This is a genomic window from Vibrio sp. SCSIO 43140, from assembly GCF_023716585.1.
Classification (GTDB): domain Bacteria; phylum Pseudomonadota; class Gammaproteobacteria; order Enterobacterales; family Vibrionaceae; genus Vibrio; species Vibrio maritimus_B.
The window spans coordinates 1,677,321-1,693,133 of sequence record NZ_CP071850.1 but is presented as its reverse complement, the minus strand read 5'-3'; the positions used below and the strand labels follow the sequence as shown (position 1 = coordinate 1,693,133).

Annotated in this window: 11 protein-coding genes; 7 read left to right on the top strand and 4 right to left on the bottom strand. The window is 44.7% G+C overall.

Features of this window, described 5'->3' with window-relative positions; all coding sequences use genetic code 11:
• Positions 1-9 precede the first annotated feature (9 nt).
• The 3 genes from J4N45_RS07985 (at position 10) to rsmF (ending at position 5,464) form a co-directional block, all read left to right on the top strand.
• The gene (locus J4N45_RS07985) at positions 10-1,275 is read left to right on the top strand and encodes a paraquat-inducible protein A (RefSeq protein WP_252014443.1); all 1,266 of its coding nucleotides are present in this window, start codon (positions 10-12) and stop codon (positions 1,273-1,275) included.
• Complete coding sequence (locus tag J4N45_RS07980) at positions 1,268-3,904, top strand: PqiB family protein (RefSeq protein ID WP_252014441.1); 2,637 nt, start codon at positions 1,268-1,270, stop codon at positions 3,902-3,904. The genes J4N45_RS07985 and J4N45_RS07980 overlap by 8 nt, the downstream gene beginning before the upstream one ends.
• A gap of 138 nt (positions 3,905-4,042) precedes the next feature.
• Positions 4,043-5,464, top strand: coding sequence for a 16S rRNA (cytosine(1407)-C(5))-methyltransferase RsmF (gene rsmF, locus J4N45_RS07975; protein ID WP_252014439.1), 1,422 nt, complete (start codon positions 4,043-4,045; stop codon positions 5,462-5,464).
• A 333-nt stretch (positions 5,465-5,797) separates the two neighbouring features.
• Here rsmF and J4N45_RS07970 read toward each other — a convergent pair whose 3' ends face one another.
• Positions 5,798-6,637, bottom strand: coding sequence for a CvfB family protein (locus J4N45_RS07970; RefSeq protein WP_252014436.1), 840 nt, complete (start codon positions 6,635-6,637; stop codon positions 5,798-5,800).
• A 113-nt stretch (positions 6,638-6,750) separates the two neighbouring features.
• Here J4N45_RS07970 and J4N45_RS07965 point away from each other — a divergent pair, with 113 nt between their 5' ends.
• Positions 6,751-8,100: a hypothetical protein gene (locus J4N45_RS07965; protein ID WP_252014674.1), complete on the top strand. Its 1,350-nt coding sequence runs from the start codon at positions 6,751-6,753 to the stop codon at positions 8,098-8,100.
• A 2-nt stretch (positions 8,101-8,102) separates the two neighbouring features.
• Here the strand turns inward: J4N45_RS07965 and J4N45_RS07960 are convergent, their stop codons facing one another.
• Positions 8,103-8,576 (bottom strand): PaaI family thioesterase, encoded by a 474-nt coding sequence (locus tag J4N45_RS07960; protein WP_042475684.1) that lies wholly within the window; start codon positions 8,574-8,576, stop codon positions 8,103-8,105.
• Between the two features lie 164 nt (positions 8,577-8,740).
• On the opposite strand from J4N45_RS07960, the gene J4N45_RS07955 reads away from it, so the two are divergent.
• Positions 8,741-12,043, top strand: a complete 3,303-nt coding sequence (locus J4N45_RS07955) for a mechanosensitive ion channel domain-containing protein (protein WP_252014434.1) — start codon at positions 8,741-8,743, stop codon at positions 12,041-12,043.
• 60 nt (positions 12,044-12,103) lie between these two features.
• On the opposite strand, the gene J4N45_RS07950 is transcribed toward J4N45_RS07955, so the two are convergent.
• Positions 12,104-13,000: a putative PEP-binding protein gene (locus J4N45_RS07950; RefSeq protein WP_252014432.1), complete on the bottom strand. Its 897-nt coding sequence runs from the start codon at positions 12,998-13,000 to the stop codon at positions 12,104-12,106.
• Positions 13,001-13,260: 260 nt separating this feature from the next.
• Here J4N45_RS07950 and J4N45_RS07945 point away from each other — a divergent pair, with 260 nt between their 5' ends.
• Positions 13,261-14,325 (top strand): 3-deoxy-7-phosphoheptulonate synthase, encoded by a 1,065-nt coding sequence (locus tag J4N45_RS07945; RefSeq protein WP_252014429.1) that lies wholly within the window; start codon positions 13,261-13,263, stop codon positions 14,323-14,325.
• A gap of 1 nt (position 14,326) precedes the next feature.
• Positions 14,327-14,809 (top strand): YajQ family cyclic di-GMP-binding protein, encoded by a 483-nt coding sequence (locus tag J4N45_RS07940; RefSeq protein ID WP_042475681.1) that lies wholly within the window; start codon positions 14,327-14,329, stop codon positions 14,807-14,809.
• Positions 14,810-14,850: 41 nt separating this feature from the next.
• Here the strand turns inward: J4N45_RS07940 and J4N45_RS07935 are convergent, their stop codons facing one another.
• On the bottom strand, positions 14,851-15,789 hold the full coding sequence (locus J4N45_RS07935; protein WP_252014427.1) for a precorrin-2 dehydrogenase/sirohydrochlorin ferrochelatase family protein: 939 nt from the start codon (positions 15,787-15,789) through the stop codon (positions 14,851-14,853).
• Positions 15,790-15,813 lie beyond the last annotated feature (24 nt).

The window sequence follows — 15,813 nt, the reverse complement described above, 5'->3', positions numbered from 1 at the left end:
GTCTCAGTGATGAAGGCTTGCGCTCATTCTTCGCCATCATCGCTAGTTCGTCTTTGTGAAAACTGCGAACTGCCCGTCGATCGTGTTAAGTTACTACCTGGTCAGACAGCAAATTGCCCTCGCTGCGGCACTACTCTTTACCGCAGCGATAATGCATCTCTTAATGGCAACCTCGCTCTCGCAATTACCTGCTTGCTGCTCTTCATTCCTTCCCATTATTTTGACTTCATTACCATTCGCTTAGTTGGAGTCATGATCGAAGGTACCCTAATAGAAGGCGTACGAGCCTTAATAAAAGAGGGGTATCCCGGACTCGCACTGCTAACACTGTTTTGTCACACCATTGCACCGCTGGCAATGTGCGTCGCCATTCTCACCGCTCACCTCTCGGTGAAGCGAAGATGGTTCTATCCTCTCAAAGGATCGCTTTGGATACTGGAGCATAGCAAGCACTGGGTGATGTTAGACGTATTCCTTATCAGTGTTGCAATATCTTGCTTCAAGCTACAAGACTACTCGGATATTTTTGTTGGTAACGCGCTGTACAGCCTTGTGATTCTGCAAGTTATCACTATTTTGCTTATCAGCCGCGTGAGTACTCGACGCTATTGGGAGCTTTGGCGTCCAGAAAACAGCCTCTCTATTACTGACAAACACATACACTGCCACAGCTGTCATCTATCACAACAAGAAGCCGCTCAGTGCATTCGCTGCGAAAGTCCTCTGCATCATAGGAAGCCCAACTCGATGCAAAAAACCTGGGCGCTACTCATTGCAGCAACCATCGCTATCTTCCCAGCGAACTTAATTCCAATTTCGATATTGATAACCAATGGTCAGTTGCTAGAAGACACCATATTTTCCGGGGTTGCGTCGCTGATTAACAACGACATGCTCGGTATCGCTATTATTATATTTGTTGCCAGTATCGTTGTCCCTGTGGCAAAGATACTGGGATTAGCCTATCTACTAATCTGTATTCAATTCAACATGGTAAGAAACCATCGTCATGCTTTAATGATATATCGAGCCATTAAGTGGATAGGAAAATGGTCAATGACCGACTTGTTTGTTATTTCAATCATGTTGACTTTAGTTGACCGTGGCCAGATCTTGAACTTTACACCAGGATTTGGCGCCGTAGCATTTGGCATTGTCGTGGTATTAACCATGTTAGCTGCCGAATCAATCGATCCGAGGTTGTTGTGGGATAAGCACGCATCACTACAACAAGCAGAATCAGCAAAACCAGTGAGTAGTAGCATTAATGAGTAATGACAATCAGCCACAACCCTCTTATGCACCAGAGATAAAAAAATCCAGGCGAATCTCGCCGCTCTGGATCCTGCCTATATTAACCATCGCACTTGCTGGTTGGTTGCTCGCAAAGGCTGTTCATGATGCTGGACAGCGCGTTCAAATTTATTTCTCTGATGCTCAGGGCCTTATCGCTGGCAGAACGACAATCAGATACCAAGGACTCGAAGTTGGTATGGTTCGAGATATCAACTTGTCTGATGACCTGTCCAATATCTACGTCGACGCAGATATTTACCCAGAAGCGGCAAAACTGCTCGGCGAAGACACCAAGTTCTGGTTAGTTAAACCCTCAGCCTCTCTGTCTGGAATTTCTGGTCTTGATGCGCTGGTCTCGGGTAACTATATCGCCATTCATCCAGCGTCCAAGTCCAGCAGTTCTAGCACCAAATTCAATGCGTTAGCCTCAGTCCCCACTGAACTTGCTATCAATGATGGCCTAACTGTCACCTTACGTGCAAAAGACCTTGGCGGTATTTCCGTTGGCTCTAAGATTGTTTACAAGAAAATCCCTATTGGTGAAGTCTATAACTTCAAATTGGATGAAGATGCAGAGACCGTCGTGATTCAAGCTTCGATTCAAGAAGAGTTTCGACACATCATTACCAATAAAAGCCGCTTTTGGAATGTGAGTGGCATTGGTGCGAGCGTTGGCTTCCAAGGTGTCGATATACGGCTTGAAAGTCTGGCTGCTATTTTGGCAGGCGCGATTGCTGTAGATTCCCCGGATGGTGGCGCACCCGTCGAAGATGGTTCGGATTTCACGCTCTACAAAGATCTCAAAACAGCGGGTCGAGGCATTCCCGTTAAGATTACCTTGCCTGATAACAGTAACTTAAAGGCCAACGGTTCCCCAATTGTGTATCGAGGCCTCGAAATTGGTCGTATCAACAACCTCGCGCTTAACGATGAACGAGATTCTATCGTCGCATCGGCTTCTATTGAACCGGCTTTCAGTGACATGCTCACTCAAGGTACGTTGTTCCTATTGGAAGAAGCAAAGGTATCCCTCTCCGGTGTTGAGAACCTATCTAACTTGATTACAGGTAACTTCCTTACTTTAGTACCAGGCAATGGCCCACAAACTCGTGAATTTGTCGCTATCCAACAAGAAGAACTAGACCGAGTTCAAGCAAAATCGGTTTCATTACGTCTATTAGCAAACAATTCATTTGGCTTAGAACCCGGCGTCAACGTACTTTATCGAGGGATCCCTGTGGGTAGCGTGTTAAGTGTCGAACTGGTTGACGATCAAGTCGCAATGGACATCGCTATTGACGTTGAATATAAAAACCTTATTCGTTCCCAAAATCGTTTCTTTGTGACCGGTAGTGCTACTGCAGAACTCACTGAAGCAGGCCTCAACGTCACTGTTCCACCGGCTAAACAGCTTTTAACTGGCTCGATTAGTTTTGTTAGTGAAGGTAAGGCGACGGAACGTGCCGAGTTCCCTCTTTTCCAAACAAAAGCACTGGCAGAGCTTGCACAGCACAACCAGTCTGGCGCAATGACATTACGATTGTTCGCCAACGAACTTCCTCCCGTAAAAGAAGGTAGTCCACTGCTTTATCGAAACATGCAAGTCGGCAGTGTTTCTAACTACGAACTCACTGATGGCGGGGTTTACATCAATGTCACTATCGACAACAAATACAAATATCTCGTCACTAATCAGACCGTATTTTGGAACCGCTCAGGTGTAGAAGTGGAAGCGTCTCTTTCCGGCGTCAGTGTGAAGGCCGCGCCGCTGAAAACCCTCATTGATGGTGGTATCGCCTTTGACAGTCTGCCTGGGATTGAAAACAAAACAGGTAAAAACTGGAAGCTATACGAAGACTTCGGCTCCGCCCGAAAATTCGGACAATCCATCACCCTTTATTCAACGACAGCAGACCAAGAAGTTTCTAAAGGGATGCCAATCAAGTATCAAGGTGTGAAAGTAGGCGAAGTTATGCTGACACTGCCAGACTTCGACAAACAACGAGTTGAAATTGTTGCTCGAATTCTTCCTGAGTATGTCAAACAGTTGACGAATAACGGTGCCTACTTCTGGATTGTAAAGCCAAAAATTGGACTCAATGGTGTTAAAAACCTTAATGCTCTGGTCTCTCAATATATTGCCGTGGAGCCTGGTGTAGGTAAAGCTACTAAAGCGTTTGAGCTGCATGATTTTGCCAAAGTAGATAACGGTGTTGAGTTTATTCTACAAAGCGAAAACCGTGGCTCCATTAAGCCAGGCACACCGATTCTGTATCGTGATATTGAAGTCGGCAGTGTCACTATGGTCGAACTGGGTCCTTTTGCAGATCGCGTTATCTCAACTATCGAAATCGATCCTGATTATGCCTACCTTGTCAGAGCAAACAGTGTGTTCTGGAATGTTTCTGGTGTTAACGTACAGTTTGGCCTTTCTGGTGCGAACATCAAAGCAGGTACGGTCGATAGCCTAATTCGAGGCGGTATTACCTTCTCTACACCAGAAGGCTCACAGCTGCAACCTAAGGCAGAGGAGGGACAAACCTTCTACCTTAATAAAGAAGCAGATGCTAGTTGGACGCAATGGCGAACCGCAATCCCAGCGCCCTAACCTAATTTCTAAAACGCGATTCAATAGCCCGCTCTGCGGGCTATTTTTTTATAGCAACACCTAAGCAGCTTTGTTTCATTACCAATGAGGTGCGTATATAATTCAACGCAATCCACAAACGCATAAATAGGCTTCACTTTGCATTCTAACGTCTACCTTCCCGAAGATTTCCTTAGCCACGTCGAAACTTTTCTTCCTGAGAATCTGTCAATGACAGATTTTGTCGAAGCTTGTCGTAAGCCACTACGCAAAAGCATTCGTGTCAACACACTGAAGACGACCGTTGATGCCTTTAAAATCAATGCGCAAAAGAAAGGCTGGACACTTAATCCAATTCCTTGGTGCCAAGAAGGATTCTGGATTGAGGCTGATGAATCCGAGGTACCGCTAGGTAACACCGCAGAACACATGGCGGGTTTATTTTATATTCAAGAAGCGAGTTCTATGTTGCCACCGAGCGCACTCTACGCAGGTGAAGATAACGATTATGAAGCTGTGTTAGATATGGCCGCAGCACCGGGCTCTAAGACCACTCAATTAGCAGCGCTAATGGAGAACTCAGGTGTTTTGGTTGCAAACGAATTTGCAGCAAGCCGAGTGAAAGTGTTACACGCTAATATTGAACGTTGCGGCGTTCGAAACGCAGCCCTTAGTAATTACGACGCTCGTGTTTTTGGCGGCTGGCTACCTGAACAGTTTGATGCGATTTTGCTTGATGCACCATGCTCAGGTGAAGGTACGGTTAGGAAAGATCCTGATGCGATGAAGAACTGGAGTCTCAACTCGACCGCTGAAATCGCCGCTACCCAAAAAGACCTCATTGAAAGCGCCTTCCACGCACTAAAAGTCGGTGGCCACCTTGTTTATTCAACCTGCGCGTTGAGCCCTGAAGAGAATCAGCAGGTCGCTGAGTATCTACTAGAGGCATTTGGTGATGCCGTACAAGTACAAAGCTTACAGAACCTTTTTGAAGGTGCGGAGAAAGCAACGACGCCAGAAGGCTATTTACACGTTTTCCCCCAAACTTATGATAGCGAAGGCTTTTTCATTGCCAAGTTTACCAAGCTCGCTCCAGTGACCGCACCTACTGTTAAGAAAAAGCTCGGTAAATTTCCTTTTAGTAAACTCACCAACAAGGAATCAGGTGACGTTGTCACTAATCTTAAGCAATCATTTTCGATCGAACTCCCCTCAGACGGCGTGTTATGGAAGCGTGATAATGATATTTGGCTGTTCCCTAGGGCCTTAGAGCCAATGCTTGGTGAGTTTCGTTTCTCTCGCATGGGCATCAAAATTGCTGAGCAACATAAGAAAGGCTACAAATGGCAACATCAAGTGGCGACAGCGCTCGCCAACAACAATACGGACACCATAGCACTTGAAACTGCAGATGCTCGAGAGTGGTTTATGGGACGCGATGTGAGACCAGAGGGTCTATCTGGCAAGGGAGAAGTGCTCGTCAGCTACAACGGGTTTATTATTGGGCTGGGTAAATGGGTAGGAAACCGAGTTAAAAATGGCCTGCCAAGAGAGCTTGTACGCGACAAAAACCTGTTTTAACCCAAATAGATAGCGAATTGGGCTAGTAAAAACTGCACCCAACATCGCTTTTTTGCTGTTCTGTACTACACTTTAAAGGTTATCGAGACATAGGCAATTCAGCAATATCCGTTTAAATGGCGAACATTAATGGTTGTTCGCAAAAGGTGTGAAGCTTGATTTTCTCCAACAAGCTTGTTTAAAACAGTTAGCGTAGGCTCTCCATGAGCCATTCCCCTAGGCCCAAATCAGGATCAGTTTTGGGCCTCTTTTTGTACCTGACATTTATGTCTGAGTTTTCTGTGTCAAAGCTTTCCTCTAACATGAGTACGTGCTTTGACTAAGAGAAATCTTCTATTCGGACTTTAGGTGAATACCGTCTTTCTCGATGGAGATTTTGCCTTGCTTGTAAAGACCACCAATACTCTTCTTGAACGTCCCTTTGCTGGTTTTGAAAGCGGCAAAAATCGCTTCAGGCGTAGACTTATCGCTCAACGGCAAAAAGCCCCCTTTCTTCTCAAGCAAGCTCAAGATCTTTTCACTCAAATCATCCATCTTAGCAACGCCTACTTTTTGCAATGACAGATCAATCTTGCCATCTTCACGAATCTGCTTGATGAAGCCTTTGAGTTTTTTACCTACGAATAGCTTACCGATCACATCTGATGGGAAAATCATGCCCCAATGCTGACCATTCACAATAGCCTTGTAACCTAGGTCACTACGCTCTGCGATAAGCAGGTCTACTTGCTCATTTCTTTGATAGCGAGCTGGCGTTTTATCAAGCAGCTTGTTGAATTTTGTGGTACCAACGATTCGACCAGAGGCTTTATCTGTGTAGACATACACTAAGATTGTCTTGCCTTCAGATAGACGACCTCGCTGCTCACTAAACGGTATAAGCAGGTCTTTTTCTTTAATGCCCCAATTAGCAAAGGCGCCGACACTGTTGACGCCTTCCACCTTCATCAAACCCCACTCGCCTACTTGTGCAATAGGAGTATCCGTCGTGGCCACAACCTGGTTATCAGCATCGAAATAAATAAACACATCAACCTTGTCACCAATCGCCACACCTTCAGGCGCATGCTTTTTGGAAAGTAAGATAGAGCCATAGTCCTCTCCGTCCAAGAACCAGCCAAAGTCTGCTTCTTTAATTACTTCCAATTGGTTAGTACGACCTATGTTAATCATGTTTTTTATCTCTAATGTAGTAGTTGGCGCGATTATACCTAACTCCCTTTAAGATGCTAGTTTACCTTGGTTCTGATATGCTTAGAGCAATCTCAGCACACGGAGAGAGTTGGTTGATCACCGTAGACAAACAAGATGCCATTACCTTAAAAATAGCGCATGTAATGGCCAATACTAAAAAACTCGACTTGGACGTATTCTTATTTATTCCTAATGAACTAGGAATGAAGTCTCATCTCATTTCCGAGTCAGATTTCTATCACGAGTCTATTTCGCAAAAACGCGCTTACTATAGTAACGAAACACTACTTCCATTGGTCCACTCTCGTCTCGCCAAACGAGGCAGGCTCTCAAATACTCAGTACCGAGTCAGCTTAAGTCTTTTCGCGTATCAATATGTGATAGCACTAGACAAAGCAGTAGCAACATTCAAAGAGACAGCGCAAGACGAAATCACCGCTGATGAGGTCGACGAGGTTATTGAACTTGCTCTAGACATACTTCGTAAGATGCGCCGCTCGGTACCTTACGACGACAGCCTAAAGCGTCACTATGCAAATATCGATAACTATCTTTCTTGGTACACCGGACAGAAGCTTCTCGAGTTAGTTGTGTATATTCCAAATAGCAAAACATACACCCCTCTTAAAGAACGTTTGATTACCATTGTGGAAAAGGAGCAAGCACATCGTAATCTAAACAATTACAACTCCGATAAGGTTAAGAGTGACCCGACGCGACTAGCGAACAAGATGCGACTTTTGCGCCGCTTGATTGAACACCCTATTGTACTTCAATCAAAATCTACCAGTATGGGTAACAACACCAAGCGTATGATCAAAGGATCCGCAACGGGCTTGGTGATGCTATTCGTTACCTCAGCGGTTATTCTCGCTCGTGACTATCTTGGCGAAATCACGGCGTCGTTTATCCTGGTGTTATCTGTCATTTATGCGCTTAGAGAAGTATTTAAAGACGACCTACGTGACATCATGTGGCGCTGGATACAAAGGGGAAAGCCTAAATGGCGTCGCCGATTTATCGATGCCACGACCAAAAAAGAGGTCGGCAAGAAAATTGAGTGGCTTGACTACAGCTCATTTGACCAACTGCCAGACCGCATTAAGAGCATCCGTAAAAAACGATCTGTCCAGCGCGAAGAAGAAGTATTGCACTATCGTGCACATACTGAGATGGCGACATCTCGATTTACCAGTGGATACGAGCAAACACGCGAAATACTGAACATTAATTTTCGTGCTTTGACTCGATTGATGGATAAATCCAGCAACCGAATCTATAAGCTTCAAGAGGGACAAGTCGTTAAAGAATCACTCGAAAAACGACACCTTTTGAACCTAATTGTGAAAGAAAACAATCAGGGTGAAGAGCCGACCTACTATCGATGGAAGATAGTCCTCAATCGCTCCAAGATAGTCGATATTGAAAGAATACCGGTCTAGCACTACCTAGCTTTTAACGATAACACGAGCGAGAACTCAGCCATGGGTTCATCGCCGTGTAAACTTGGACACGTAGCAATAATGCGGACAGGTTGGTTGACTCGCTCACCTGAACGCAGCGTTTCATCCAGCATGTCATCAATCAATTGGCCATCTTTGCAGATAAAATGGACGTCCGCTTCTGGGCGTTTAAGAAACTTCCCTTCCACCTCTTTGAAAGCGAGAGAAACACGCTTGCCGCGTTGCTGTGCTTTACTCATGGCCATAAATCCACCCGCTACATCAGCACCCACCGCTAAAACGCCAAAGTACATACTGTTAAGGTGGTTCTTAGTTCTGCGTTTCAATGGAATTCTCAGCTCTACTTCATTTTCATCAAGCTTGAGTAGTTTTGGACGGCAGAGCCAAATCAAAGGCACCTTAAAAAAACCAAACGTTCCTAGATAAAAATTCGCCTTTTGTAATGCGCTAAACATGTCAGATTCCTTTAAAAACTCCTCTGACCAGTAAGCCAAAGAACGTCCCTTTTGTCAAAATATTGTTACAAAAACGTATCTTTCTTTGATCGGAGCCACAAAGAATACAGGCGAGTTTTCTATTCTTAATTACACTTTGACTAGCAACAAAGTGAGAGTAACGCATGCAACAAGCACTAAACTTCCCAAGCTTAAAAGCATCACTGCACCAACTACGCAGCTATTTTTATTCATTTCTATTAGGAAGCGTTTTGGCACTGGTTTCCCCTTTCTCGTCTGCTGGGCAGTTGCCTGCGCCTTCTGAAATAGAGAATAAGATTACCCAACTTTCAAACTCGGTACCCGTCGACCAACCACTCATAGATAAATATCAGGTGCTTTTAGACATAACAAATCAGTTTTCAACACTCAACGAAGACAAAACAAAGTACCAAGACACCATTACACGCTACCCCTTGCTCAAAGAGAAACTCTTAGAGAGCATTGTGGATGTTGAAACTCTGAAGGTCTTTCAAGTTGGAAAATCGAGCGACTACAACGACCTATCGCAAGAGATGTCAGCTCTGCAGGCCTCCGTAGCTCAGTGGCAAGCCGCTAATCAGACTGGCAAAGAATTAACCGAGAAGCTCACCTCCGAGAAAACTGATTTGCCCAAACAGCTAGCAGAGATTGATCAACAGCTCGAGCAAACAACGCTTCAATCCGTCGAAGCACTCTCCGAAATAGAGAGTTGGCTGCTTCTCGCCTCACAGCAAAAGCTAACACTAGAGCGTCAATTGCTGGATACTCAACTGCAAAGCTTGGATGAGCGTACCGAGTTGCACCGACTAGAACAGCAACTCATCACAAGAAAACTACAGATTGCTGCTCCTTTGATGATCACACTACAAAATCAGCTCACACAACAAGAACAAGCTAGCGTCAGATTGCTCATCAATAAAGCTCGAATCTTAAGCTCAGAAGCCACCAACTCCGATCCTATTCAAGAAAAGCTCTCCGACTCACTTCGTACGCTCGCAATTGAGCTTGAAAAAGTACTGGTAGAAATAGACCGTGCACGAATAGAGTCTCAACGAATATCAGCAGAAAGACGCAGCTTGTCAGATGACCAAGACGTGATAAAAGCTAATTTGAGTTGGCTTCGAGAGAGCACAGCATTTGGTGCCTCCATTCGAGCTCAACTTCAGCGCCTACCGATCAACATTGGTGGGGAGGCTACGTCCGATGAAATTGCTAACGCCCATATTAGGAAATACGAGTTGAGCCAAGATGAAGCGGATATTGCGGTAAATAATGCGTTGCTCGCGACACAAAGCAGTTTGGAGGAAAAATCTTCGTTGCAAATGGTAAAAGAGCAACTCGTCAAACAGTTGTCTGTAGAATATGACAAACTAATAACTGAATTGACCACATTGCAGTCTGAGCGCAGTCAATACGAGATTGAGGTGAACGAGGCTCGAAACTTTCTACAAGAACAACAGCTTTGGACTAGAAGCAATGTGCCTCTCTGGCAGAGCTTACAACATTGGAATAAATCGACGTGGTTTGGATTACATACTCCACTAAGCTCAATTTTGGACAACGTGTCCGAAAGACAAAAAATAACCTTTTCAGCGTTATTGCTCATTTATACCTTGTTATTGGTTTTTGTTAATAGCAGATTGGTTGTTAAAGCTCGCAGTCTGAGGCATGAATATAAAAAGCATTTTGGCCACCCATTAAGAGACAAGTTTCGCTTTACCCTAAAACTGCTTGGAATGGCAGTCCTAAGAGCTTCTTGTCTGCCATTGTGGTTCGGATTAACGACGTACGGTATTTATCTTCTCTGGCCAATCCAAACTTCGAGTGAACCCAAAGACATTATCATGGCAAGCTCAGCGGCACTATTTGCGCTTGAATTCATCTACGCATTAAGTTTTAAGCATGGCGTTTTATCACTGCATTTAAATTGGCCAGAGCATATCGCAGGTTTCCTTCACACAGAGAGTAAAAAGTTAAGGTGGCCACTCGCGCTCCTGTTACTGCTTATGTTCTGCTCTGAGTTGGTCTCAGGCACTGAAGAAGCAGAGTTTTCAAGATTACTCTTTTTAACGCTCATCGCCGCGACATCAACCGTTTTCTACTCTTTGCTTCGAAGCGACAGTCTTCCAAAAGTACTCCCTAGCGCCTTTCACACCGGTGTTGGTTTATTCTTGTTACGCGTCCTCATTCTCGGCTCTTTTGTCGCGATTGCTGTCATGGCCATTTTAGGCATGTATGTTGCCTCATGGATGTTGCTGATTTATCAACAAGCTACGATTCTTGTGGCTTTATTAGCCCTTATTACCTTTCAGCTTGGAGAACGTTGGCTAAAACTAGAGCATATCCAACTCACCTATCAAAGATTACTCATGCGTCGAGAAGAGCTCATCGCTCAACAGAAAGAAGCAGATGAAAACAGAGAGTTTGATGAACTAAGAGAGACTCTCCCCGAAGTTGAAGAACAAAGCATCGACAGCAGTGAGGTGAGCGAACAATCCTTAACGCTACTGCGTAGCTTCTCAGTCCTTGGATTGCTCCTTGCTTTTTTAGCACTTTGGTCCAACGCATTAGAGACCACTAGCTTTCTCGAAAGCATTGTCATTTGGGAGGTCAATGAAACGACTGAATCTGGAACACGTTTGGTGGGCGTTACGCTGCAGTCTATCGTCTACGCCCTCATCACAATCGTCGTAACTGTCATCGCGGTGAAGAACTTGCCTGGCATTCTCGAACTGCTCGTACTCAGACGCCTTACCTTATCTCCGGGAACAGGTTACGCCGTCACAACCATTCTCCGATATTTAATACTTATGGCAGGGACAATGAGTGCTTTTACCATCCTCGGCTTTCAGTGGTCAAAACTTCAGTGGCTCGTCGCGGCCTTTGGGGTTGGTCTTGGGTTTGGCTTACAAGAGATATTTGCAAACTTCATATCAGGGTTGATATTACTTTTTGAGCGCCCAATTCGAATTGGCGATATCGTCACTATCAACCAACTGTCAGGGACAGTGAGTAAAATTCAAACCAGAGCGACGACGATTATTGACTGGGACAACAAAGAGATTGTCGTACCCAACAAAGCGTTTATCACAGAGAAACTGATTAACTGGTCATTAACCGATCCAATAACACGTATCGTCATACCTATAGGCGTGGCATACGGTTCTGATATTGAGAAAGTCGAATCTATCCTGTACGAGATTGCGACAAGCCACCCTTTAGTCCTAGAGGAACCGTCCCCGTCGGTGTTCTTTCTTGCTTTTGGTGCGAGTAGTTTAGATTTTGAACTCAGGGTATACATAACGGCGATAGACCATCGACTGTCTACAATTCATATCATTAACAAAGATATAGATAGACGCTTTAAAGAAAATGGCATAGAAATCGCCTTTCCTCAGATGGACTTGCATATCAGAGACATGCCTTCGAGTAGTGAAGACAACTAGAAAGGCTTGCCCCATGAATTGGAAGCAAGCCTTTGTTACGGCGTCACATAAAGCTTAAGTTTAACTAACCGGAAAAACCGTCACGCCACTCTCATCTTGAAGTAGCTCAGCAAGTAGAGGCAATTCTGCCAAGTTATCCAGCAGCACTGCAGCTGGCTTGTTTACATCTTTACATGCGTTTACGGCTTGCTTTACTAGCGCTAACACAGCTTCATTTTGTGGGTCATACAAATGCGCCAGTTCTTCGTGCATGAGATCTACGCCCAAAGTTAGCTGAGTTAAGCTCTCAAGCTTGATAATAAGTCCATCAAAGTAATGAAGTAAACGCTCTGAAAGCAGCACGGCTGAAGGTGTATCACACGCAAACATCACTTTGAGCCCATTCAAACCACGTGGTAGTCCGCGTTCGGCTAAACGATCAATGATTTTAGCAGCATCACTCAGTGCTCGAACACATGGGACTACAATCTCAACGTTGTAGCCCTCGCTGCGCAGCGCCTTAATTACTTCACACTCCAAAGCAAAGCTCCCTTGATAAGCTTCGGAAGTAAGACGCGAGACACCTCTTAATCCCAGTTGAGGATTAATTTCATCACTCTCAACCTTGCCACCAAGTAATGCACTCATTTCGTAACTGGTCGCGTCATTTAACTCAACGGAAATAACCGTGTGTTCCTGAGTAACCGCTGCTTTGATTTCATTGACTAAAGTAAAGACAAAGAATTCGTCGCTCGATTGCTCACCTAGCAGTGCTTGAATCGCGTCTTTTTCAACAGCGTCAAGCTCTTGCTCAGACGCTGGAAACCCTGGGTGAAAAAACACCTTTTCCATGATGAGCTCTGAAATACACACATAAAGTGATGACGACGATGCTTGTTCTGAAAAACTAGGCAACACATTTCCGACATTCAGGCCCGATACGGCTTTCGTTTGATCTGATTGTTGTTGATGATTCATTGCTGCTCCGTGCTCTAATAATTGCTTCTTCAGGCAAAATACCGACTCCCTACATGGAATACAAGAGCATCAGAGCATTTTCTGATTATTCCGCTTGCTTCAGTAGTTTACCATCGACAAATGATGCAATTTTAGTCAGTAATCTGGTGTTCAAATAAGTGAAATGGCAAATGATTGCGTTGCGGCTATATTAGTGGTTTATTCTACTGGCTATTTCCGTTATCTTAACCGCTTCGAAATTATTTGCAGGCTGCACCATCATGCCATTAAAGACCGATGAACTAAGAACACAGGCATTAGGTCCAATGCCGACTCCATCAGAACTGAGTGCTAATCACCCTATTACTGATGACGTAGCAGAGCGCATTGCTCATTCTCGCCGACAAATCGAAAGCATTCTTACGGGAGACGATGACCGTCTACTGTGTATCGTAGGACCATGCTCGGTACACGACACCGACGCAGCGCTGGACTACGCTAAACGTCTCGCAGACATTCAAGAGCAGTATAAAGATCAGCTGTTTATCGTAATGCGCACTTACTTTGAAAAGCCACGTACGGTCGTAGGTTGGAAAGGCCTCATTACCGACCCTAACCTAGACGGTTCGTACGCGTTAGAGGCTGGACTAAACAAAGCACGTGGTCTGCTCCTTGATATCAACAAGCTTGGTCTTGCGACAGCAACTGAGTTTCTCGATATGATCACTGGTCAATACATTGCTGACCTGATTACTTGGGGCGCGATTGGTGCGCGTACTACTGAGTCTCAGATTCACCGTGAAATGGCTTCAGCGCTGTCATGCCCTGTCGGCTTTAAAAACGGTACCAACGGTAGCGTGAAAATTGCTATTGATGCAGTTCGCGCGTCGCAAGCTTCTCACTACTTTTACTCGCCGGATAAGCACGGCCGTATGACGGTTTATCGCACTAGTGGTAACCCTTATGGTCACGTAATCCTTCGAGGTGGTGATACTGGGCCTAACTTCGATGAAGTTTCTATTGATGCAGCATGCGAGCAACTAGCTTCATTCGACCTACCAACAAGATTGGTCGTCGATTTTAGCCACGCTAACTGCCAAAAACAGCATCGTAAGCAGATTGATGTAGCAAAAGAGATCGCTCGTCAAATTATCGCTGGTTCACACAAAGTGTCCGGCATCATGGCAGAGAGTTTTATCGAAGAAGGTAATCAGAGCATGGAGGATATCCATAACCTGACCTACGGTAAATCGATCACGGACCCTTGTTTGAGCTGGAATGATACGGTTCACATGCTCGACATTCTTGCTGACGCCGTTAAACAACGCAACGAAAAGGAAAGCTAACATGCCATCATTTGATATCGTTTCTGAAATCGATACGGTTGAACTTCGCAATGCAGTAGACAACGCTAACCGTGAAATCTCAACACGTTTCGACTTCCGTAATGTTGAGGCTACTTTCACACTAAACGATGAAACTGTGAAGCTATCGTGCGAAGGTGACTTCCAGCTTAAGCAAATGCGTGACATTCTGCGTGGCAATTTGACTAAACGCGGTGTTGATGTGAATGCGATGGAATCTCAAACTCCAGAGCAATCTGGCAAGCTTTGGAACCAAACGGTTTTGTTTAAGCAAGGCATTGAAACACCCATTGCCAAGAAAATCGTTAAGCTCGTCAAAGACTCTAAGATCAAAGTTCAAGTTTCTATCCAGGGTGACAAAGTTCGCGTAACTGGCAAGAAACGCGACGACCTACAAGCGACAATGCAACTGGTTAAGAATGGCGAACTTGGTCAGCCATTCCAGTTCAACAACTTCAGAGATTAACCTCTCAAGTTTGGAGCAAAATAAAAGGGCGATTCGCCCTTTTATTTTATCTTAGCTAACTCAATCACTTCGTCGCCTTCTTTCAAAAGCTTGTAGGAAGAAGATTTCGGCTCCACAAATACAACGATTCGTTGTCGATCAGCTTTACAAGCCATGATATCGGATGAAACACCCGCTACATCATCATACGCTATTCGCTCTGCATCTCTTCGCACAAGATCAACAAACCCAAATGGGCAGTTCTTGTCATAAAAGACAATCTCTGCCTCTTGCATGATCCGCATTGCTTTAATCGGCAGCAACTCTGGATTCGTTCCATACTCTATCCATGTACACGAATCTGTAAACTCTGAATCATCATTAATAAGTGTTTGATACGCCCTTTCAAGCTCTTGATTATCTTTACAATTAATCACCATAGGCTGTTTAAAAAACAGCTCCCAAAACTTTCTTCTTTCATCAACGGAAGAAAAGTGACGCTTAATGTCAGAGCGCTTACTTGCCGCAAAATCTGCAAGTTGGGCGGTATTCATCGGAAGCACTGATTCGAGCTTTTCACGAATTCCGCGAATAAGAACCGGTGAAGAACCACCACTTGAAATCGCTATCTGAACGCGACCTCTATTAATTATCGATGGGGTAATGAAGTCACAATATGGCGTATCGTCAACAACATTGACTAAAATACCCTTATTTCTTGCATCTTTATGCACCTGATGGTTCAAATCCGGGTTGTCTGTTGTCGCCCAAACTTGGACAAAGTCCTTGGTCATTAACTCTTTTTCATAGAAGCGTGGCACCCAAGTACATTTTCCGCTCTCGCTTAACTCGCCAAGATAAGGCTCTACTTTAGGTGACACCACTGTTACGCGAGCACCCGCTCGTACCAGTGTCTCTACTTTACGACAAGCAACTTCTCCGCCGCCAACAACTAAAACAGGTCTTTCTAGCAGGTCCATAAACAGTGGAAAGTAACGCATAATTTTCCTTATTTAAACGATATA

Bases quoted from the DNA above. Each gene is read 5' to 3' on its own strand.
- J4N45_RS07985 (WP_252014443.1), top strand. From the start codon at position 10: ATGAAGGCTTGCGCTCATTCTTCGCCATCATCGCTAGTTCGTCTTTGT.
- J4N45_RS07980 (WP_252014441.1), top strand. From the start codon at position 1,268: ATGAGTAATGACAATCAGCCACAACCCTCTTATGCACCAGAGATAAAA.
- J4N45_RS07970 (WP_252014436.1), bottom strand. From the start codon at position 6,637: ATGATTAACATAGGTCGTACTAACCAATTGGAAGTAATTAAAGAAGCA.
- J4N45_RS07960 (WP_042475684.1), bottom strand. From the start codon at position 8,576: ATGTTTAGCGCATTACAAAAGGCGAATTTTTATCTAGGAACGTTTGGT.
- J4N45_RS07955 (WP_252014434.1), top strand. From the start codon at position 8,741: ATGCAACAAGCACTAAACTTCCCAAGCTTAAAAGCATCACTGCACCAA.
- J4N45_RS07950 (WP_252014432.1), bottom strand. From the start codon at position 13,000: ATGAATCATCAACAACAATCAGATCAAACGAAAGCCGTATCGGGCCTG.
- J4N45_RS07945 (WP_252014429.1), top strand. From the start codon at position 13,261: ATGCCATTAAAGACCGATGAACTAAGAACACAGGCATTAGGTCCAATG.
- J4N45_RS07940 (WP_042475681.1), top strand. From the start codon at position 14,327: ATGCCATCATTTGATATCGTTTCTGAAATCGATACGGTTGAACTTCGC.
- J4N45_RS07935 (WP_252014427.1), bottom strand. From the start codon at position 15,789: ATGCGTTACTTTCCACTGTTTATGGACCTGCTAGAAAGACCTGTTTTA.